Origin of the sequence: Polaribacter sp. HaHaR_3_91 (genome assembly GCF_019278525.1) — a bacterium.
Lineage (GTDB): Bacteria > Bacteroidota > Bacteroidia > Flavobacteriales > Flavobacteriaceae > Polaribacter.
This window is the reverse complement of the sequence record NZ_CP058986.1, coordinates 2,381,204-2,402,073: the sequence shown is the minus strand read 5'-3', so window position 1 is coordinate 2,402,073 and position 20,870 is coordinate 2,381,204. Positions and strand designations below refer to the sequence as shown.

Here is a 20,870-nt window from a genome sequence, read left to right as displayed (position 1 = left end):
TGAAAATATAGAATCTTTTAACCATAACTCAAGTATCACAATAATTAACATTCGTTTATAAATAGTTCTTTATATATTTCACATAAATAATAATCATTGCAAACAATTACAATTCTATATATCATTTTAGCCTTGTTACTGAGTATTTCGGTAGCTTATTTTCAGTACTTTTTTAAAGAAAAAAATAAGGCTAAAATCAATGTTGTATTATTTGTTTTAAGAACACTGAGTCTTTTTTTATTGCTTTTGTTGCTGATAAACCCAACAATTAAAAAAACAGAACTTATAAATACAAAGCCTGTTTTAGCTGTGTTAGTAGATAATTCTAAATCCATTCCGTATTTTAAAGAAACGAAGCGTATTACAATCTTTTTATCAGAAATTAAAAACGATAATAACATTAAGGAGAAATTTGATATCAATAGCTTTAGTTTCGGAAGTGATGTAAAGCCTTTAGATTCTCTTTCTTTTACAGAAAATGAAACCAATGTGTCTAAAGCAATAACTGCTGTAAATGATTTGTATGAGGATAAAATTGCGCCGATAATCATATTATCAGATGGAAACCAAACGATTGGTAATAATTATGAATTTATCAATTCTAAGCAAAAAATATATCCCATTGTTTTTGGTGATACCATACAGTATCAAGATTTAAAAATAAGTCAGTTAAATGTTAATAAATACAGTTATATAAAGAATAAATTTCCGGTTGAAGTATTCTTGAATTATGAAGGAAAGGAAAATGTGTCTTCTCAGTTTTCGATCTATAAAGAAGGAAAAACTGTTTTTACTAAAAAAATACAGTTTTCAGAAACGAATAATGTTCAAACAATTTCGACAAATATAACTTCAAGTAAAGAAGGACTTCAATATTACACGGCATCAATTAATAAGATAGAGGGAGAGAAAAACACAAAGAATAATAGCAAAAGTTTCTCTGTAGAAGTAATCGATGAACAAACAAAAGTATTGATTCTAACTTCTGTGTTACATCCGGATTTAGGAGTTTTAAAAAAATCAATAGAAAGTAATAAACAACGTTCTGTAGATGTTTTTTTAATTGATAAATTTAAATTCAATATTAATGATTATCAGTTAGTTGTTTTAAATCAACCAAACAATAGCTTTAATAAAATTTTAAATGAGGTTAAATCGAGTAATAGTAACTATTTTTTAATTTCGGGAGCAAATACAGATTGGAATTTTATCAATAAACAACAATTAGGTTTTACTAAAAACGCTCTGAATCAAACAGAAAATTATGGGGCATCTTTTAGTAATTCTTTTTTAACTTTTTCTCAAAAAGATATTGGTTTTAATCAATTCCCGCCACTTAAAGATCAGTTTGGAGAAGTTGGTATCTCTAAAGAACATCAAACATTATTGTTTCAAAATATAAACGGATTAGAAACCCAGCAACCATTATTGGCCACTTTAGAAGAGAATAATCAGAAAATAGGTGTTCTGTTTGGTGAAGGTTTATGGAAATGGAGAGCTGCTAGTTTTTTAAACTCAAATTCTTTTGAAGATTTTGATGTCTTTATTGGAAATTTAGTGCAATATTTAGCTTCCAATAAAAAGAGAAATCGCTTAGAGGTTAATGCGGAAAGTTTGTATCCTGCCAATGCTAGCATTCAAATATCGGCTTTTTATACAGATAAAAATTACCTGTTTGATTCAAGAGCTTTCTTAGAGATCACTGTTACGAATTCTGTAACAAAAGAAGTTGTGAAAAATCCTTTTTCGTTAATAAATAACGCTTATCAAGCAGAAATAGAAAATCTGAATGCGGGAGATTATGAGTATAAAGTTTCAGTAAAAGGGCAAAATATACATAAATACGGTAAGTTTAAAATTACAGATTATCAAATAGAAGAACAGTTTACCAATGCAAATTCAGAAAAGTTGCAAAAATTGGCAAATAGAACAGGAGGTAAGTTGTATTTTAAAAATGAAATAGAGAAATTAAAGAAAGTTCTTTTAGAAGATAAATCGTTTTATACAACTCAAAAATCAATTAGTAAAGAACAAAACTTAATAGACTGGAAATGGGTTTTATTTGTTGTTATAGGCTTGTTATCAATAGAGTGGTTTATTAGAAAATATTACGGAAAAATTTAAATTTAAAAATTAATATGAGATTTCACACAAGAAAGTGGGTTAAACCCGAAGATTTAAATCCAAATGGAACCTTATTTGGAGGTAGATTATTACAATTTATAGATGAAGAGGTAGCTATTTATGCAATTATTCAATTAGAGCACACAAGAACAGTTACAAAATACATGTCTGAAATAGATTTTGTAAGTTCTGCAAAACAAGGTGATATTATTGAAATAGGAATTGATGTTTTAAAATTTGGAAATTCCTCTATAACTTTAACATGTAGTGTTAGAAATAAGTTAACAAGAAAAACCATTATTGTGGTAGATAAAATTGTTATGGTTTGTTTGGATGAAAATGGGCACCCTAAAAAGCATGGAAAAACAGAAATTGAATATGTGAAAAATCGATTAGAAGATTAGATTTAAGGTTCATTTTTATATCTAAAATTATGTTAAGTATTAACGCTTTTTAGCCAATATATAGATTATATATATTGTGTTTCACAAAGTTAAATTGTAAATTTGTAATTAATCAAAATTTATAAGTATGGCGAATAATCAAGTAGATATAAAGTTTCCTAAGGGAGGTGTTTTTTTTATCATTTTAGCGGTAGTAGTAATCATTTTATTTTCTAAATCTACAGTGACTATTGGGCCTGGAGAAGGTGGTGTTGTTTTTGAGGCATTGGGAGATGGTATTAATACAGAAAAAACATACGGAGAAGGTTTTCAGATTGTAGCTCCTTGGAATCGTATGATTGTAAGAAAAGTGCGTCAGCAAGCTATTTCTACAGAAATGAATGTACTTTCTGTTAACGGATTAGAGGTAAAGGTAAATGGTACAATTTGGTATGAGCCAGAGTTTACTAATTTAGGGAAATTAATTAAAACAAAAGGTGAGGATTATGAGCGTGAATTGTTAGATCCTGCAATTAATGCAGCTGCAAGAAGTGTTGTTGGTCGTTATACTCCAGAGCAGTTATATTCTAGTAAAAGAGATGTAATTGAACAAGAAATTTTAGATGAAATTCAAATCGTTTTAAAAGGTCAATTTTTAGCAGTAAAAAGAGTTTTAGTAGAAGATGTTAAGTTACCAACTACCATTAGAACTGCCATTGAAACGAAGTTAAAGCAAGAGCAAGAATCTTTAGAATATGAATTTAGATTAGCTAAAGCGTTAAAAGAAGCAGAAAGACAAAAAATTGATGCGGAAGGTAAAGCGGTTGCAAATAAGATTTTAAGTGCTTCTTTAACTGATAAAATTTTACAAGAAAAAGGAATCGGTGCTACTTTAGAGTTGTCTAAATCACCTAATAGTAAAGTTATTGTTATTGGTTCTGGTAAAGATGGTTTACCTATTATTTTAGGAAATCAGTAAAAAGATAATTTCCGCTAACGCGGGATGTAAAAATTAATAAGAGAAATTATTCTCAATGAAAATCCAGCGATAGCTGGATTTTTTTTTGTGCTTATTTTTAGAAACTTAAAGTTCTGTTAAAGTACATTTTAACTTGTAACGATACTTCCTTTTTTGTGTCTTATAAATGTAGGTAGTAGAATTGACCTTTTGTAAGTTTTAAAATTTAGATAAGTTAGTTTGATGTGATTTAGTCTTAGAACTTGTTTAAGTTTTGCTTACTATCTATAATATTTCAAAATAACATTATGGTTTTTGAGATTCAAGATTATATAAAAGAATTCAAAATAGGATAAAGGAAATTTAAAAGGTGTTGATGAAGAGATAAGAAAGTTTAGATACAAATACAGTAACACTGTATTTTAGTTGGTTAATAGTTAGTTTTAATAGTTGATTAGAGTCGGAAGCAATATTGTTTTCGACTCTTTTCAGTTTTGGGTAATTTTTTAAGAATGAAATATTAGTTGTCAATAAGTTTGTAGGATTAAAATGGCAATAAAAGAAGATGGAAAAAGTTCTTATAAATAAAAACCTTGAGGGTGTAGCCTCAAGGTTGTAATAATATTGTTATTTCTATATTACAATATGTATAGAATTAATTTTTTACGGGAATTTTATCGCGTTCAATTTTACCGTTTTTAATGGCTTTGTAGTTTTCGTAACAATCCAATACAGCCTCTATCATTTGTAAATCAGACGCCTTTTTAATAAAGTATTCAGAGTAGTTACAGTCTGTAAGTAATTCTGTAAGTTCTTGTCTGTCCATTTGCAGATATTCCATCATTACTTCTCTGTCAAACTTACCAGCTAACATTTTACGTAAATCATCCTCTTTTTTAAGCTTCTGTAATTTTTTTAATTGTTTCGGTTTGCTTCCAAAAAGATTGTATAAGTAATCTACAGGTTGAAATAATGCCGCAATAGGAGATGAGAAGTCTTTTCCTTTAGGTTTACCAACCTCATAGGTTTGTGGTAGTCCGTTTATTTTAATTCTTGTAAATCGATCTTTTGGTACTTGTTTTACGTCAATTTCTAAAACACCTATTAATTGTGTGGATTTTATAACAACTTCTCTAATTTCTTCTGGTTTTTCATACAAAGCAATTAGTAGTTCGTTTCCTTTTAATAAATCGTTTGTGATTTTTAGTTTTATAGATTCGTATCCTAAATAAGAAACTAAGATTGTGTCGTTTGCTCTTGTTGGTATTTCAAAAAAACCTCTATCATCTGTAATGGTTCCTTGAACTGTATTTAGGTTTAATATATGAGAAGCGCTTAAAGCTTTTTTACTTTCGGCGTGAATAATTTGTCCTTTTAACGTTTTAACACGAATGGTATCGTTCTGTGAGAGTGTGCTTAAAGAAGCGAATAAGCACAAAATGTATAATAGTCTTTGCATATTGCAATAATATGAATAATTGCTTTTAGAAAGGTTAATTTTTTGTGAAACCCGATGATTTATTTGTAAAAATGGATTAAATATAAAAGCGAAGTGTTTTTTAGTAGAAAAACAGCTCTTTAACTTCATTTAGAGCTTATCTAAATTGTAGGTATCTAAAAGTTGAAGATGTTCACTATCTTAATTATGAGACGAAAAAAAAGCTCTTTTCATAGAAAAGAGCTTATAAGTTAAAAGGAACTATATTTATCTATAACGTCTTTTTAAATTCCAAAGCGTTGAATTTGTGTTGCTTAAATTTTTTGTTGGTTCACCAACTTTACTTTTTACTTTCTGATTACTTGTTTTCATAAATTGCTTAATTTGCGGGTGCAAAATTACGCAGTTTATAATGTTATAAAAACAACAGGTTTAATGAGTTTGTATAGTATGTTAACTTTAGGTTAAGAAATTGTTTGCTTTATGGTAACGTGTTGTTGTTGAGAGAAATAAATTTCCGTTTTACTGTTTTTGATTGCTTTATAGATTCATTAATTCGGCATACAATTTTTGAACCGGTAAACCCACCACATTAAAATAGCTTCCTTCTAAATTATCAATAGCTATAAAACCAATCCACTCTTGTATACCGTATGCTCCAGCTTTGTCATAAGGCTTGTAATTTTTGATGTAATAGTTTATTTCGTCATCAGATAGTTCTTTAAAAGAAACTACGGTAATGTCATTTATAATCTTTTGAAACTGTTTGCTCTTTATACTTATAGAAGTAATTACTTCATGTTTTTTACCAGATAACGCCCTTAACATGGCAAAAGCATCTGCTTCGTCTTTTGGTTTTCCTAAAGCTGTATTTTCTAACCAAACAATGGTGTCTGAAGTAATTAAGATATCTTTTTCTGATAAATTTGAAAAAGCTTTCGATTTTAAATCTGCTAAAAAATCTGTAATGTCTGTTCCTTTTAATTCAGGTGGATAAATTTCTTCAACTTCTTTTAATTGAATTGTAAAATCTATATCTAAATCTTTAAAAAATTGCTGTCTTCTTGGTGATTTAGAAGCTAATATAACGTTATACTCTTTTAATTTTTCTCTTAACATATATTTGTGTTGTTCATCCTGTGGAAGCAGGAATCTATTTTTATTTCAGTTTGAATAATATCATAGATAAAATTCCGAAAAGCATTATTACTTTCATTAAATTACTTAGAAAACTAAATTCCTTTTTGCTTTCAGAAAACCATAATTTGTACATAAAATAAAGTAGTGGAAGTAAAGTAAACAGAATTCCGTAGGTTAAAAGTACGTATTCATTTATTAAAGATTGTAAAACGATTAAAAGAAACACTAGTAAAATGGCACTAAAGAAAAAAGCGACTTTAGAAGCTCTTTTTCTTCCAAACAAAATAGGTAATGTATTAGCTTTTATTTTTAAATCGCCATTAATGTCTTCTATATCTTTAATAATTTCTCTAATAAGATTGGTCAGTACAGAAAAAACAATATAAGTTATCATTATAAAAAGAAAACGAATACTTGTGGCCATGTTAATTATTAATTCTAACAAATTACTGTTATGTGCTTTTGGTTCGTTAAATATTACGGTTATAAAGACCACCAAACCTAAGAGAACTGAAACTAGTAAATTACCAATAAAAAGAGTTTTTTTTAAGTATTTAGAATATAAAAAGAGAGCTAAAATAGTTCCTAAAAAAAAGAAACTATACAGATTGTTTTCGGTAGTAAAGGATAAATATATACCAGAGAGTAAACCTAGAATGCTGGTAAAATAGTAAAGAATCCAAGCCTTTTTTTTAGAAATAGATTTTTCTATAATTACTTTTAATGGTTTGTTTATTTTATCAGTTTCTACATCAAAAATATCATTTATAATATATCCGCCAGCGGTGATACATAAAATGCTGAAAGAAAATAATATAAATAGACAATGAGTTAAGGTAATTCCTAAATAAGTAGTGTGTATTAAGGTGTAATTTTTAAAACTAAGATTGCTAAAAAAGATAGAATCTATTAGCGCGTATTTGGTTAAAACCATTGTTAATAAAACCATCAATAGGTTTTTGTAACGAATAAGTCTTAAAAAATCCATTAACCGTTAAAACTCTTTTTAATACGTGCCAAATCACGTTTGTTATCTCTGTCTTTAATAACTTCTCGTTTGTCGTGCGTTTGTTTTCCTTTTGCCAATGCAATTTCTAATTTGGCAAAACCTTTATCATTAATAAACAAACGTAAAGGAACAATGGTATTTCCTTTTGCTTCAACGTCTTTTCTTAAAGATCGTAATTCACGTTTGTGCATTAATAATCTACGTTCACTTTTAGGTTTGTGGTTAAAGTGATGCCCAAACATGTATTCTTGAATGTACATATTTACAATAAACAATTCTCCGCCATCATTAAATTCACAAAAACTCTCTGTAATTCTAGCCTGACTTAAACGAATAGATTTTATTTCCGTTCCGGTTAACTGAATTCCAGCAACGTATTTGTCTAGAATTTCAAATTCGAAACGTGCTTTTTTGTTCTTTATGTTTATCTTTTTCTGAACAGCCATAGACTGATTTTAATTTTAATAATTTTAACAAAGATACATTTTTACTTTGGTCAAAGAAATGTAATTTTGAAATCTATTATCCACCTTATAAAACAACATCTCATGAAATATTTACCAATTCTTTTTTTAGCTTTTTTAATTTCTTGTAAACCTTCTGAAAACAAGTTGACTGCACAACAAATTATAGATAAGGCTATTATTTCATCAGGGTCAGATAAAGTAGCTAATTCCGAAATTAATTTTAAATTTAGAGACAAAAAATATATTGCAAATAGAAAACCTAATGGAAGTTTTAAGCTTACAAGAAAGCAGAAAGATGACAAAGTAGGGTTTATTTCTGATGTTTTAAGTAATGACGGGTTTAAAAGATTAGTGAACGGAACTCCTTATCAAGTAAACGATTCGATAGCTAACATTTTATCGAATTCGGTAAATTCTGTGCATTATTTTTCTGTGTTACCCTTCGGATTAAATGACAAGGCAGTTATAAAAAAGTTATTACCATCAACTTCGATAAAAGACGAAGAGTATTATAAAGTACAAGTTACTTTCTCTGAAGATGGAGGAGGAGAAGATTTTGATGATGTTTTTATTTATTGGATTGGTAAACAAGATTTTTTAGTTGATTATTTAGCATATTCTTACCATACAAATGATGGAGGAAAACGTTTTAGAGCTATAACCAAAGAAGTCTTAAAAAACGGAATTCGTTTTGTAAATTATGATAATTATAAGCCTTTAAATGATGGGATTTCTTTAATTGATATAGATAAAGCGTTTGAAAAAAATGAGCTTAAAAAATTATCAGAAATAAATTTAGAAAATATAGAAGTACAGATTTTGGAGTAAGGTAAGTAGTGTTCTATGAAGCTATTTCCTATTTGGATTTTATCTTGAGTGAAGTTGAAGGATACTCGCTATTTTAAAAATGAAATACAAATAAATCGTTTTTATTAAGATAAGTTTATGTATAAAAAATAAGTTATTCAACTTTTTCTACAACACTTGTTTTTTCATCACCAGAAATAGTAACAATATATAAGTTAGCGTTATTGTTATCGTCTATATCTTCATACTTTTTTTCTCCTAAAATCTTATTTACAAAAGCAGGAGTGGTGTTGCTATGTCCAACTATTAAAACGGTTTTGCCTTTTGTTTCTTGCTGAAAAATGGAATCGTACATTTTACTCGGATTGTACTTTTTAATTTTTAAACTTTTACTGTCTGCAGTTGGTGTAGCAGTTTCTATAGTTCTGTTGTAGTTTGTTGAGTAAATAGCATCAAACGGAACGTTTTTAAAATGATTTGCCCATTTTTCTGCCCTTTCTATTCCGTTTTTATTTAAAATAGGATTTCTATTAGATTTATTTGTTCTGTCTTTTTCTGCATGACGAATTAAATAATACGTGGTTGTTTCATCGGAAGAACAAGCAGTTATAAAAGTAAAAGCGAAAACAAAAAGCAGTAAAAATTTCTTCATTATATTTGGTTTAGAGAACAAATGTAATCAAAAAGAAAAAGCGATGTTTTTTCAAACACCGCTTTTTACAAACGAACTAAAACTCTTTATTGTTAACTAAAACTTGTTTTAGATTCTTGCTTTTAATGCTGAAGTAAATTCAGTATGACAAAATTATACATTTTCTACAAAATCAGACTGATTTCTAAAAACCAATTTATCATCAAAAGCATCAATTAAAATAATACTATCTGTTGTGATTTTTCCAGATAAAATTTCTTTAGAAAGCTGATTTAATACTTCCTTCTGAATCACTCTTTTTACAGGACGGGCACCAAATTCTGGCTGATATCCTTTTTCAGCTAAATACGTAATTGCTTCATCGGTTGCATCTAAAGTAATTTCTTGTTTACCAATCATTTTCTTTAAATGATCTATTTGTAATTTTACAATTTCAAATATATTTTCCTTGTTTAAAGGTGTAAACATAATTACATCATCAATTCTATTTAAAAATTCTGGTCTTACAGATTGTTTTAACAAGGCTAAAACTTCTATTTTTGCCAACTCAGTTACAGCTTCTAAATCTGCTTTTGGGTCGCTAAATTTATCCTGAATAATATGGCTACCAATGTTAGAGGTCATAATGATAATGGTGTTTTTAAAGTCAGCTACACGTCCTTTATTATCCGTTAACCTTCCTTCATCTAACACTTGTAATAAAATATTAAAAGTATCTGGATGCGCTTTTTCAATTTCATCTAAAAGTACTACAGAATAAGGTCTTCTTCTAACAGCTTCTGTTAATTGTCCGCCTTCATCATACCCAACATATCCCGGAGGCGCACCAACCAATCTACTTACAGAATGTTTTTCTTGATATTCACTCATATCAATACGTGTCATTGCGTTTTCATCATCAAAAAGATATTCTGCAAGGGCTTTTGCTAATTCGGTTTTACCAACTCCCGTAGTTCCTAAAAACAAGAAACTACCAATAGGTTTGTTTGGGTTTTGTAAGCCTGCTTTAGATCTTCTAACGGCATCAGAAATGGCAACAATTGCTTCTTCTTGGCCTACGACTCTTTTATGTAATTGACCTTCTAGTCTAAGCAATTTTTCACGCTCAGATTGAATCATTTTTGTCACCGGAACACCAGTCCATTTAGCAACTACTTCAGCAATATCATCATAAGTTACTTCTTCTTTTATCAAAGATTTTTCAGATTGATTCTCTGCTAAAACTTTTTGGAAACCTTCTAAATCTTCTTGGGCTTTTTTAATTTTCCCATATCTAATTTCGGCAACTTTACCATAATCTCCATCACGTTCTGCTTTTTCCGCTTCCATCTTTAAATCTTCTATGGCAGCTTTTGCATTTTGGATATTATCAACTACATCTTTTTCCGATTTCCATTTTGCGTTCATCTCATTTCGTTCTTCTTTTAGATTCGCTAAATCAGAACGTAAAGATTTTAACTTGTTCTCATCTTTTTCACGTTTTATGGCTTCAATTTCAATTTCTAATTGCATCACCTTTCTGTCTAAAACATCTAGTTCTTCTGGTTTAGAATTGATTTCCATACGCAGTTTAGCCATTGCTTCATCCATTAAATCAATCGCTTTATCTGGTAAAAAACGATTGGTAATATAACGCTGAGATAATTCTACCGCACCAATAATGGCTTCATCTTTAATACGAACCTTGTGGTGAGTTTCATATTTATCTTTAATTCCTCGTAAAATAGAAATGGCACTTTCTGTATCAGGTTCATTAACTTGCACTTTCTGAAAACGTCTTTCTAAAGCTTTGTCTTTTTCAAAATATTTCTGATATTCATCCAACGTAGTTGCACCAATTGCACGCAATTCTCCACGTGCTAAAGCGGGTTTTAGAATATTTGCAGCATCCATAGCTCCATTTCCACCACCAGCACCAACTAAAGTGTGAATTTCATCAATAAATAGCACAATATCTCCATCGGCGCTTGTTACCTCTTTAATTACAGCTTTTAAACGCTCTTCAAATTCTCCTTTATATTTTGCACCTGCAATTAATGCACCCATATCCAAAGAAAAAATTAGTTTTCCTTTTAGGTTTTCTGGTACATCACCATCAACAATTCTGTGCGCTAAACCTTCTGCAATAGCCGTTTTTCCGGTTCCTGGTTCTCCAACTAAAATTGGATTATTTTTTGTTCTACGAGATAAAATCTGTAATAATCTACGGATTTCTTCATCTCTACCAATTACAGGATCTAATTTGCCGTCTTGCGCTAATTGATTTAAGTTTTTAGCAAATTTATTTAAAGAATTATAGGTTTCTTCTTGACTTTGAGAAGTTACTCTTTCTCCTTTTCTTAACTCATCAATAGCTGCTTGTAAATGCTTTTCTGTGACACCTTGGTCTTTTAAAACTTGTGCAATATTACTTTTAGACTTAAAAATAGCCAGAATTAAATGTTCAATAGAAACATAATCATCTTTCATCTTTTTTGCAATAACAGCTGCTTCTGTTAAGGTTTTACTAGCTTCTCTAGAAATCATTAATTCTGCACCAGAAACTTTAGGTAAACTCTCTAGTTGTTTGTCTAAAATTTGGTTTACAATATTTATATTAATGTTTAATTTTTTCAAAAGAAAAGGTAAAACATTTTCATCTACTTCTGTTAAAGCTTTAAAAATATGTTCATTTTCTATTTGATTATGACCAAAACCTTGCGCAATCTGTTGCGCCATTTGTATGGTCTCTTGCGATTTTGTTGTATAATTGTTAAAGTTCATTTTTCTAAATTTTTATTTTTTTTGATAACAATAGAGCAATTTTAATACCATCCGGTCATTAGTTTTAAAATGAGTCATTTTGTCTTGTAAGTGATTGTTTTTACTGACTTTTTGACAAATGAAAGTTTCGTATATTTACATCGACAAACCAATAAAAAACATACAATGAGTATATTTAATAAGATTTTTGGAGCAAAAGAAGATGCTACATCAAAAGTACAAAAAGTGTCATACTTAAACTGGATTCCTTTAACTTCTATAGAGCAATTAGAAGAAATTAAAGAAATTTCTAAAACAGAAGCTGTTTTAATTTTTAAACATTCTACTAGATGTGGAATTAGCAGTATGGTAATTAAGCAATTTGAAAAGCTTTTTACAGAAGAACATCAAAATTTAAAAGTTTATTATTTAGATTTATTAAATTATAGAGATATTTCTGATGAAGTTGGGTTTACTTTTCAAGTAATGCATCAATCACCGCAATTAATTGCAGTTAAAAATGGAGTTTCTGTAGAGAATGCGTCTCATTATGAGATCACAAATACAAATTTATCGAGATTTATATAGGATAAACTTGCATAAACCCTTATTTAAGTCTTATTTTTGTAGCCTAAATTTATATTCCTTTGGCAGAGATAGACACTTCAGTAAAGAAAGTAGGTAAAGAATTATACGGTTATCAACAAGATGCACTTCAAGAGATTTTTAGGAGGTTTAAAGATGCACCTAAAGATTACCATTTATTGTATCAATTACCTACAGGTGGTGGTAAAACTGTTATTTTTTCTGAAATAGTTAGACGTTATTTAGAAACTTTTAAAAAGAAAGTTTTGGTTTTAACACACAGAATTGAGCTGAGTAAGCAAACTTCTAAAATGTTAAAAGAATTTGGAGTTTCTAATAAAATTATCAATTCTACAGCTATTTTAGATGATCAAGACGATTTTAATTGTTTTGTGGCAATGGTTGAGACCTTAAAAAATAGGTTAAATGATGATAAATTAGATATTTCTGATATCGGTTTAGTAATTGTAGATGAGGCACATTACAATTCTTTTACAAAAATCTTTAAGTTTTTCGATGAGTCTTTTATACTTGGTGTAACAGCAACTCCTTTGAGTTCTAACATTAAATTACCAATGTATGAGAATTATCAAGAGTTATTTGTTGGAGAAACGATTCAGCATTTAATAGATCATGAATATTTAGCAAGTGCAAATTTATATTCTTATAATGTTGGTTTAACTTCTTTGGAAGTAGGAGCAAATGGAGATTATACAGTAAAATCTTCTGAAGATTTATATACGAATTCAGACATGCTTTCTAAATTAGTTTCTGCATATGAAGAAACGGCAAAAGGAAAGAAAACCTTGATATTTAATAATGGTATTAACACATCTATACAAGTGTTTCATGCGTTTAAAAAGGCGGGGTATCCAATTGCACATTTAGACAATACAAATACAAGAGCAGAGCGTGAACTCATTTTAAAGTGGTTTAAGAAAACTCCAGGAGCAATTATTACTTCTGTAAGTATTTTAACAACTGGTTTTGATGAGCCAACCATTGAAGCAATTATATTAAATAGAGCAACAAAATCATTGACTTTATACTACCAAATGATTGGTCGTGGTTCTAGGGTTTTAAATAACAAAAGCACTTTTGATGTTATCGATTTAGGTAACAACTTTCATAGATTTGGTCCTTGGGGAGCAGATTTAGATTGGGAAAAAATGTTTAGAGCGCCAGACTATTATTTAAATGCAATTCTTTCTGATGAAGATATAGAAAGTACCTTTAGATATGAATTAACGGCAGATGTTAAAAAAGAATTTGAAAAATCTACAGATACTTATTTCGATATGAAAAAAGTATATATAGATACTATTAGACAAGGAGAATCTTCTAAAAGGGTTTTAGAAAAATCTATTGTACACCATGCAAAAATGTGTATTGAAAATAGTGAAGATGTTTTTGATGCATTAATCTTAGCAAAATTATTAGGAGAAGAAATTGATGATAGAATTAATAGATATGCAAAATGTATTTCTAAAAGTACTCACAATTTTGTAACGTGGTTAAAAGACGATTATAGAAAGAAATTAAATGCTTATTTAAGAACTAATTTCGATGAAGATTTTGAGGAAATTCATGGTCATCCACCAATTGAAGAATAAAAAAAATAAAAATTGATATTTTGAAGTTGTTTCAAGAAGTCTAATCAATTAATCATAAAATCTGATGAAATTCAGATTGACAAAAAACTCTGAATTTTCAGAGTTTTTTTTGTTTTAATATCTTTCCTTTAATCTGCTAAATAAAAGTTTCTTTTAGAAACTTTTATATCCTTATTTTGGTTAAATATCTTAGCTTATTATCAAGAAGTGTTTGTAACTCCTTTAATCACTATTATTTACGAGAAAAATTAATAACCAAAAAAAATGTCATTTTTTTTTTGATTTTGTTATTTGTATTCAAAAAAAATATACATTTGCTTAACTTATTTAAGTAAAATGTTTAGTTTTTCTTATTTCGGAAATATCTTTCTATCGGAGAATGAAAGTTATATCGCATTTTGGAAATGCAACGAAAAAATTAAGGTATCTCCATTTTCAATTCTTCAAGAATTGCAGCTTTTTTCAAAGTTGCACGTTGTTTACTTGCAAATATTACAGTGATAACATCCTTTTTTCAGGGTTATAATTTCTATTCTAAAACATTCGTTTGTTTTAGTTTAGACGGATTTATCATATAATTAATTAAAAAAGTAAAGTGAATACAAAATACATAGATTTAGTCGAGCAAACGTTCGATTTCCCACAAGAAGAATTCAAAACAGAAAATAATAAATTGTTTTGGCACGGAATTAATTTAATGGAATTAATAGAACAATATGGTTCACCATTAAAATTTACGTATTTGCCAAAAATTTCAGAAAACATCAACAAAGCAAAAGGATGGTTTCAAAATAGTATTGAAAAACATAACTATAAAGGAAAGTATTTTTATAGCTATTGTACAAAAAGCTCTCATTTTAAACATGTTTTACATGAAGCTTTAAAAAATGATATTCATATAGAAACATCGTCTGCTTTTGATATAGATATTGTAAATAATCTTAAAAAAGAAGGAAAGATAAAAGACAATACGTACATTATTTGTAACGGATTTAAACGTGACCAATACATTAAAAATATTGGAGGTTTAATTAATTCTGGTCATACAAATGTGATTCCTATTATTGATAATTACGAAGAAATCAACCTATTATTAGATGAAACTGATAAACAGATAAATGTTGGTATAAGAATAGCATCAGAAGAAGAACCTAAATTTGAGTTTTATACTTCTAGATTAGGTATTGGATATAAAAATATTGTTGCTTTTTATGAGCGAGAAATCGCTACTAATACACAAGTAGATTTAAAAATGTTACATTTTTTTATCAATACAGGTATTAAAGACAATGCATATTATTGGAACGAATTGATGAAATGTTTAAACGTTTACATCAACCTAAAGAAAATATGTCCTACGTTAGATTGTTTGAATATTGGTGGTGGTTTTCCTATTAAAAATTCATTGGCATTTGATTATGATTACGAGTATATGATTGATGAAATTATCAATCAAATAAATGAAGTTTGTAAAGATGCAGGTGTAGAAGTACCAAATATTTTTACAGAGTTTGGAAGTTTTACCGTTGGAGAATCTGGAGCAGCTATTTACGAGATTTTATATCAAAAGAAACAAAATGATAGAGAGCGTTGGAATATGATAAACTCTTCATTTATAACAACTTTACCAGATGCTTGGGCTATAAATAAACGTTTTATTATGTTACCAGTTAATAAATGGAACAGACAATATGAACGAGTTTTATTAGGTGGTTTAACCTGTGATAGTGATGACTATTATAATTCTGAACAACATATAAACGGAATTTATTTACCTGTTTATGAGAAAGATAATCCGTTGTATATTGGTTTTTTTAACACTGGAGCATATCAAGAATCTATTGGAGGTTTTGGAGGTTTACAGCACTGCTTAATTCCGCATCCAAAACATTTAATTTTAGATAGAGATGAAGACGGAAATTTAACTTCAAGAGTCTTTAAAGAACAACAAAAAAGTAGCGAATTATTATCAATTTTAGGATATTAAAAAGAAAAAAAATGAACAAAAATAAAACATATGCAGGAATTCCAGAAGAATTTGGAAACCTGTCAACATCAAAGATCGTAATTATTCCTATCCCTTATGATGGAACAAGTACTTGGCAAAAAGGAGCAGACAAAGGACCACAAGCTTTTTTAGAAGCATCAGAAAATATGGAATTGTATGACATAGAAACAGATTCTGAGGTTTATAAAGAAGGTGTTTATTTGGCAGATGCCATTACAGAAAATACATCACCAGAAGCTATGGTAGATGCTGTACATCAAGTTACGAAAAAGTACATTAATAGAAATAAATTTGTGACTGCTTTTGGTGGAGAGCACTCTGTGTCTATAGGAACTATAAGAGCTTTTAATGAGTGTTTTAGTAGTTTAACTGTTTTACATATTGATGCACATGCAGATTTAAGAAAAGAATATGATGGTTCTAAATGCAACCATGCTTGTGCGGTTTATGAAGCTAACCAAAATACAAATTTGGTACAAGTTGGTATTAGAAGCATGGATATTTCTGAAAAAAGAGAAATGAATTTAGATAAAGTTTTCTTTGCGCATGATATGGCTGTAAATGAAGATTGGGTAGAAGATGTAATTGATCAATTAACAGAAAATGTTTTTATTACGTTTGATTTAGACGCGTTAGATCCATCAATTATGCCATCTACCGGAACTCCAGAACCAGGCGGATTGTTTTATTATGAAACATTAGAATTCTTAAAACAAGTTTTTAAACAAAAGAATGTTGTTGGTTTTGATATGGTAGAATTGTGCCCTAATGAAAGTGAAAAATCTTCAGACTTTTTAGCAGCAAAATTATTTTACAAAATGTTAAGCTACAAATTTGCTTCTAATGATGATAGTTATGATATTGGTGATGATGCTACTGATGTAAATCCATTTAGTAAATTGTCTAAGTTTAAAGATGATAATAACGACGATTTTTAGTTCTATAAAATGATTAAAAACATCGAGAACATTGAGCTTCATTATTTAACGTTAACTGATTATAAACAGTTAAAAGAAGCAATGATTCAGGCATATTCAAGTATGCCAGGTTCTTATTGGAGAGAAAATCAAATTAAATCGTTGATTGATAAATTTCCAGAAGGACAAGTTATTATTAAAGTAAATGGTGAGTTAGCAGGTTGTGCATTGTCTATTAAATTAGATTATGATAGTTTCGACGATCAGCATACGTATGAAGATATTACGGGGAATTATACCTTTGATACACATGATGAAAATGGAGATGTTTTATACGGAATTGATGTTTTTATCAAAAAAGAATACAGAGGTTTACGTTTAGGTAGAAGGTTGTATGATTATAGAAAAGAGCTTGCCGAAAAACAAAATTTAAGAGGAATTGCGTTTGGAGGTAGAATTCCGAATTATCATAAATATGCAGCAACATTATCACCAAAAGAGTATATAGAAAGTGTAAAACGTAAAGAAATTCACGATCCGGTTTTAAACTTTCAAATTTCGAATGATTTTCATCCTTCAAAAATTTTAAAAGGATATTTAGAAGGTGATGAAAATTCGGGTGAGTTTGCAGTTTTATTAGAATGGGATAATATTTATTACGAGAAAAAGTCTAAAAAAGCAGCTACAAAGAAAAAAGTAGTACGTTTAGGGTTGATTCAGTGGCAAATGCGTTTGTATAAAGATTTGGAAGAATTAATGCAGCAAGCAGAGTATTTTGTAGATGCAGTTTCTGCTTACAGATCGGACTTTGCATTGTTTCCAGAGTTTTTTAACGCTCCGTTAATGGCAGATAATAATCATTTACCAGAATCGGAAGCAATTAGAGAATTGGCAAAATATACGCCAGAGATTGTTCAGAAATTTTCTGAGTTGGCAATTACGTATAACATTAATATTATTACTGGTAGTATGCCAGAAATTAAAGATGAGTTGTTGTACAATGCGGGTTATATCTGTAAAAGAGATGGATCTACAGAGCGTTATGAAAAATTGCATGTTACACCAGATGAAGCAAAAGTTTGGGGAATGCAAGGAGGAAATGAGTTAAAAACCTTTGATACAGATTGTGGTAAAATAGGCGTATTAATTTGTTATGATTCTGAGTTTCCAGAATTAAGTAGACTTTTGGCAGAAGAAGGCATGGATATTTTGTTTGTTCCGTTTTTAACGGATACGCAAAATGGATATTCTAGAGTACGTCACTGTGCACAAGCTAGAGCTATAGAAAACGAGTGTTACGTTGCCATTGCTGGTAGTGTTGGTAATTTACCAAAAGTAAATAATATGGATATTCAGTACGCACAATCTATGGTGTTTACGCCTTGCGACTTTTCTTTTCCTGCAAACGGGATAAAGGCAGAAGCAACTACAAATACTGAAATGATTTTAATTGCAGATGTAGATTTAGATTTACTAAAGGATTTAAACCAGTTTGGTAGCGTACGAAATTTAAAAGATAGAAGAACAGATATATTTGAAGTAAGAAAACTTCCAAAAAAATAAAAAAACAAAATGAGCAAACATATTACAAATTTTATAGAAAAATACTTTTTACACTTTAACGCTGCAGCTTTAGTAGATGCTGCAAAAGGGTACGAAGCACAATTAAACAAAGGATCTAAAATGTTAGTTTCTTTAGCAGGAGCAATGAGTACTGCCGAATTAGGGAAGATCTTTGCAGAAATGATTCGTAAAGATAAAGTACAAATTGTTTCTTGTACAGGTGCAAACTTAGAGGAAGATGTTATGAATCTTGTTGCACATTCTCATTACAAACGTGTGCCTAATTATAGAGATTTAACGCCACAAGACGAGTGGGATTTACTTGAAAAAGGATTAAACAGAGTTACAGATACTTGCATACCAGAAGAAGAAGCTTTTAGAAGAATTCAAGAACATATTGTAAAAATATGGAAAGATGCAGAAGCTAAAGGTGAGCGTTACTTACCACATGAATACATGTACAAATTATTACTATCTGGTGTTTTAGAGCAATATTACGAGATAGATATTAAAGATTCTTGGATGTATGCTGCTGCAGAAAAAAACTTGCCAATTATTTGTCCGGGTTGGGAAGATTCTACCATGGGTAATATTTTTGCTTCGTACGTGTTAAAAGGAGAATTAAAAGCAAGCACTGTAAAATCAGGAATTGAGTACATGACGTTCCTTGCAGATTGGTATACAAATAATTCTGAAAACGGAATTGGTTTCTTCCAAATAGGAGGTGGGATTGCAGGAGATTTTCCTATTTGTGTGGTGCCAATGTTGTACCAAGACATGGAAAAACCAGAAACACCATTTTGGAGTTATTTCTGTCAAATTTCAGATTCTACAACAAGTTATGGTTCATATTCTGGAGCAGTACCAAATGAAAAAATTACTTGGGGTAAATTAGATATTGATACGCCAAAGTTTATTATAGAAAGTGATGCAACGATTGTGGCACCATTAATTTTTGCTTATTTATTAGAAATGTAGCGTCGCAGATGCTTTTATTATAAAAGCAGAATTGCTAATTTTTAACTTATAATTAAAAAATATAAAAATGAAAAGAGTAATCGTAGAATACGCAAAATTGACTACTGATATATTAGATATGTTGGTAGAAAAGTATCCTGACGGATATGACTATGAAGATATTATTTCCTTTAAAAATGCAAAAGGAGAAACTGTAAAAGCAGTAGAAGTGAAGACAGAAGAAACTATTTATCTTGTAAAAATCAGTTCTAAGCTAGAACAGACTATGGAGGATTATGCAGAAGATGAAGATTCTTTTGATGAGGATGGAGATTTAGATGTTGATGATATAGAGGGGGAAATATAGGTAAAAACAAAAATAGCTTGGAAATTTTTCCAAGCTATTTTTTTATCAAGAATAATTATTCTCTTATTAATTCATTGCAGGGTCAGACCTTTTAACACCAGCATTTGTATGTACATTACCAACTTCTGTAATTACTACACCTTCAGGACCCGCCATTTGCCAATGCGCAGATTCAACTTCTTCTAATTTAGCAAAATCACCTTCATTTGCTTCAATAATATGATTTGCTGTTACTTTTCCATCCCAGTGAAACTGAGGAACTATAACTTGAGGGAAATCGGCTCTATTGTCAACACCAACACCAGCTACATAACTTTTTCCGTGTCTTACAACCCAACCTTCCATTTTTGCAGGGTTCCCATCAGCAGCAAAGTGCATGTGCTCTCCTAACATTTGACCTGGAAGTAAAAAGATGTCCATAAGCATGTATTTATCTACTTCATTGTTTACAAACATTATAGAAGCTAAACCTAATTCGGCATATTTTCCTTTCTTATAATCGGTAAGCCAAATTCTTTCACGTAAACCTTCGAAAACAGGGTAATCGTGATAAGCTAACATTTCCATTAATGCATCTTTTGCTTTTTCTTCTAAGAATTTTCCATCAGCGTCATAAAACTGTTCATTGGTGAATGTTAATTCTTTTTTAGCAATTTGCTTTAGTTCTGTCGTTTCATTTTCTTCCGTATTTGCTTTTTTCTCTACTTTGTCTGCACAACTTGTAAATAAAATTGAAATTAATAAAGCGATTAATAATGATTGTTTTTTCATGAATTTGGTTTTTAATTTAATACATAAAATTTATGTACAGTTTTTTCAAATTTAAGATTTTTGCTAATTATTCTATATTAAGAAAAGCACTTTAACATAAATTATAGAAAGTAATATTTTTTTATAAATTATAAAAGAGTGTTTTACCCTAAATTATAAAGGTTAATACTTATTTTTTTATAAATTGAAAGTGGATAAATTATCTTGAATAGTAATTATCTTCTTTTTTTATATAATAAGTAGACATGTAGATTTAATTCATTTTTTTATAAAATATCTGTTTTTTGATGTTGTTATTCCTAAAAATGTAAAATTATTCTTATAAAATTACTTAAAACTTAATATCTGGTTTTATTATTTATGAGGAAG

General features: G+C 29.2%; 18 protein-coding genes. 11 read left to right on the top strand and 7 right to left on the bottom strand.

The features are described from left to right. The first annotated feature begins 96 nt into the window (after positions 1-96). From H0I27_RS10075 to H0I27_RS10065, 3 genes are all read left to right on the top strand, one after another. A complete protein-coding gene (locus tag H0I27_RS10075; protein WP_254713073.1) occupies positions 97-2,124 on the top strand; it encodes a VWA domain-containing protein in 2,028 nt (675 codons plus the stop codon). A gap of 14 nt (positions 2,125-2,138) precedes the next feature. Beyond that, positions 2,139-2,528, top strand: a complete 390-nt coding sequence (locus H0I27_RS10070; RefSeq protein WP_218730583.1) for an acyl-CoA thioesterase — start codon at positions 2,139-2,141, stop codon at positions 2,526-2,528. Positions 2,529-2,655: 127 nt separating this feature from the next. Then, positions 2,656-3,486 (top strand): prohibitin family protein, encoded by an 831-nt coding sequence (locus H0I27_RS10065; protein ID WP_218730582.1) that lies wholly within the window; start codon positions 2,656-2,658, stop codon positions 3,484-3,486. A 634-nt stretch (positions 3,487-4,120) separates the two neighbouring features. Here the strand turns inward: H0I27_RS10065 and H0I27_RS10060 are convergent. The 4 genes from H0I27_RS10060 to smpB form a co-directional block, all read right to left on the bottom strand. Further along, complete coding sequence (locus H0I27_RS10060) at positions 4,121-4,924, bottom strand: carboxypeptidase-like regulatory domain-containing protein (RefSeq protein WP_218730581.1); 804 nt, start codon at positions 4,922-4,924, stop codon at positions 4,121-4,123. A gap of 519 nt (positions 4,925-5,443) precedes the next feature. Then, positions 5,444-6,022 (bottom strand): Maf family nucleotide pyrophosphatase, encoded by a 579-nt coding sequence (locus tag H0I27_RS10055; RefSeq protein WP_218730580.1) that lies wholly within the window; start codon positions 6,020-6,022, stop codon positions 5,444-5,446. 40 nt (positions 6,023-6,062) lie between these two features. Beyond that, positions 6,063-7,031 (bottom strand): geranylgeranylglycerol-phosphate geranylgeranyltransferase, encoded by a 969-nt coding sequence (locus H0I27_RS10050; RefSeq protein ID WP_218730579.1) that lies wholly within the window; start codon positions 7,029-7,031, stop codon positions 6,063-6,065. Continuing rightward, positions 7,031-7,498 (bottom strand): SsrA-binding protein SmpB, encoded by a 468-nt coding sequence (gene smpB, locus H0I27_RS10045; RefSeq protein ID WP_165733248.1) that lies wholly within the window; start codon positions 7,496-7,498, stop codon positions 7,031-7,033. The genes H0I27_RS10050 and smpB overlap by 1 nt, the downstream gene beginning before the upstream one ends. A 102-nt stretch (positions 7,499-7,600) precedes the next feature. Here smpB and H0I27_RS10040 point away from each other — a divergent pair, with 102 nt between their 5' ends. Then, complete coding sequence (locus H0I27_RS10040) at positions 7,601-8,347, top strand: DUF6503 family protein (protein WP_218730578.1); 747 nt, start codon at positions 7,601-7,603, stop codon at positions 8,345-8,347. A 133-nt stretch (positions 8,348-8,480) separates the two neighbouring features. Here the strand turns inward: H0I27_RS10040 and H0I27_RS10035 are convergent, their stop codons facing one another. Continuing rightward, positions 8,481-8,978 carry a histidine phosphatase family protein gene (locus H0I27_RS10035; protein ID WP_218730577.1) on the bottom strand — a complete coding sequence of 166 codons (498 nt, stop codon included), beginning with the start codon at positions 8,976-8,978 and terminating at the stop codon, positions 8,481-8,483. 153 nt (positions 8,979-9,131) lie between these two features. Further along, complete coding sequence (clpB, locus tag H0I27_RS10030) at positions 9,132-11,741, bottom strand: ATP-dependent chaperone ClpB (RefSeq protein WP_218730576.1); 2,610 nt, start codon at positions 11,739-11,741, stop codon at positions 9,132-9,134. A 165-nt stretch (positions 11,742-11,906) separates the two neighbouring features. Between clpB and ytxJ the strand changes: the two genes are divergently transcribed. The 7 genes from ytxJ to H0I27_RS09995 all read left to right on the top strand — a co-directional run bounded on the left by ytxJ (position 11,907) and on the right by H0I27_RS09995 (position 19,730). After that, entirely contained in the window at positions 11,907-12,308 is a 402-nt protein-coding gene (gene ytxJ / locus H0I27_RS10025) for a bacillithiol system redox-active protein YtxJ (RefSeq protein WP_218730575.1), read from the top strand. Between the two features lie 59 nt (positions 12,309-12,367). Then, the gene (locus H0I27_RS10020) at positions 12,368-13,918 is read left to right on the top strand and encodes a DEAD/DEAH box helicase (protein ID WP_218730574.1); all 1,551 of its coding nucleotides are present in this window, start codon (positions 12,368-12,370) and stop codon (positions 13,916-13,918) included. A 595-nt stretch (positions 13,919-14,513) separates the two neighbouring features. Next, entirely contained in the window at positions 14,514-15,905 is a 1,392-nt protein-coding gene (locus tag H0I27_RS10015) for an arginine decarboxylase (protein ID WP_218730573.1), read from the top strand. 11 nt (positions 15,906-15,916) lie between these two features. Then, on the top strand, positions 15,917-16,864 hold the full coding sequence (speB, locus tag H0I27_RS10010) for an agmatinase (RefSeq protein WP_218730572.1): 948 nt from the start codon (positions 15,917-15,919) through the stop codon (positions 16,862-16,864). Positions 16,865-16,873: 9 nt separating this feature from the next. After that, positions 16,874-18,406 carry a carbon-nitrogen hydrolase family protein gene (locus H0I27_RS10005; protein ID WP_158837720.1) on the top strand — a complete coding sequence of 511 codons (1,533 nt, stop codon included), beginning with the start codon at positions 16,874-16,876 and terminating at the stop codon, positions 18,404-18,406. A gap of 9 nt (positions 18,407-18,415) precedes the next feature. Continuing rightward, positions 18,416-19,384: a deoxyhypusine synthase family protein gene (locus tag H0I27_RS10000; RefSeq protein ID WP_218730571.1), complete on the top strand. Its 969-nt coding sequence runs from the start codon at positions 18,416-18,418 to the stop codon at positions 19,382-19,384. A gap of 67 nt (positions 19,385-19,451) precedes the next feature. After that, the gene (locus tag H0I27_RS09995) at positions 19,452-19,730 is read left to right on the top strand and encodes a hypothetical protein (protein ID WP_218730570.1); all 279 of its coding nucleotides are present in this window, start codon (positions 19,452-19,454) and stop codon (positions 19,728-19,730) included. 66 nt (positions 19,731-19,796) lie between these two features. Here H0I27_RS09995 and H0I27_RS09990 read toward each other — a convergent pair whose 3' ends face one another. Continuing rightward, complete coding sequence (locus tag H0I27_RS09990; protein ID WP_218730569.1) at positions 19,797-20,501, bottom strand: hypothetical protein; 705 nt, start codon at positions 20,499-20,501, stop codon at positions 19,797-19,799. Between the last annotated feature and the right edge of the window lie 369 nt (positions 20,502-20,870).

Coding starts and splice junctions, on each gene's coding strand:
- H0I27_RS10055 (WP_218730580.1), bottom strand. CDS start 6,022: ATGTTAAGAGAAAAATTAAAAGAGTATAACGTTATATTAGCTTCTAAA.
- H0I27_RS10040 (WP_218730578.1), top strand. CDS start 7,601: ATGAAATATTTACCAATTCTTTTTTTAGCTTTTTTAATTTCTTGTAAA.
- H0I27_RS10065 (WP_218730582.1), top strand. CDS start 2,656: ATGGCGAATAATCAAGTAGATATAAAGTTTCCTAAGGGAGGTGTTTTT.
- H0I27_RS10005 (WP_158837720.1), top strand. CDS start 16,874: ATGATTAAAAACATCGAGAACATTGAGCTTCATTATTTAACGTTAACT.
- H0I27_RS10000 (WP_218730571.1), top strand. CDS start 18,416: ATGAGCAAACATATTACAAATTTTATAGAAAAATACTTTTTACACTTT.
- speB (WP_218730572.1), top strand. CDS start 15,917: ATGAACAAAAATAAAACATATGCAGGAATTCCAGAAGAATTTGGAAAC.
- H0I27_RS10060 (WP_218730581.1), bottom strand. CDS start 4,924: ATGCAAAGACTATTATACATTTTGTGCTTATTCGCTTCTTTAAGCACA.
- H0I27_RS09990 (WP_218730569.1), bottom strand. CDS start 20,501: ATGAAAAAACAATCATTATTAATCGCTTTATTAATTTCAATTTTATTT.
- smpB (WP_165733248.1), bottom strand. CDS start 7,498: ATGGCTGTTCAGAAAAAGATAAACATAAAGAACAAAAAAGCACGTTTC.
- H0I27_RS09995 (WP_218730570.1), top strand. CDS start 19,452: ATGAAAAGAGTAATCGTAGAATACGCAAAATTGACTACTGATATATTA.
- H0I27_RS10035 (WP_218730577.1), bottom strand. CDS start 8,978: ATGAAGAAATTTTTACTGCTTTTTGTTTTCGCTTTTACTTTTATAACT.
- clpB (WP_218730576.1), bottom strand. CDS start 11,741: ATGAACTTTAACAATTATACAACAAAATCGCAAGAGACCATACAAATG.
- H0I27_RS10070 (WP_218730583.1), top strand. CDS start 2,139: ATGAGATTTCACACAAGAAAGTGGGTTAAACCCGAAGATTTAAATCCA.
- H0I27_RS10050 (WP_218730579.1), bottom strand. CDS start 7,031: ATGGATTTTTTAAGACTTATTCGTTACAAAAACCTATTGATGGTTTTA.
- ytxJ (WP_218730575.1), top strand. CDS start 11,907: ATGAGTATATTTAATAAGATTTTTGGAGCAAAAGAAGATGCTACATCA.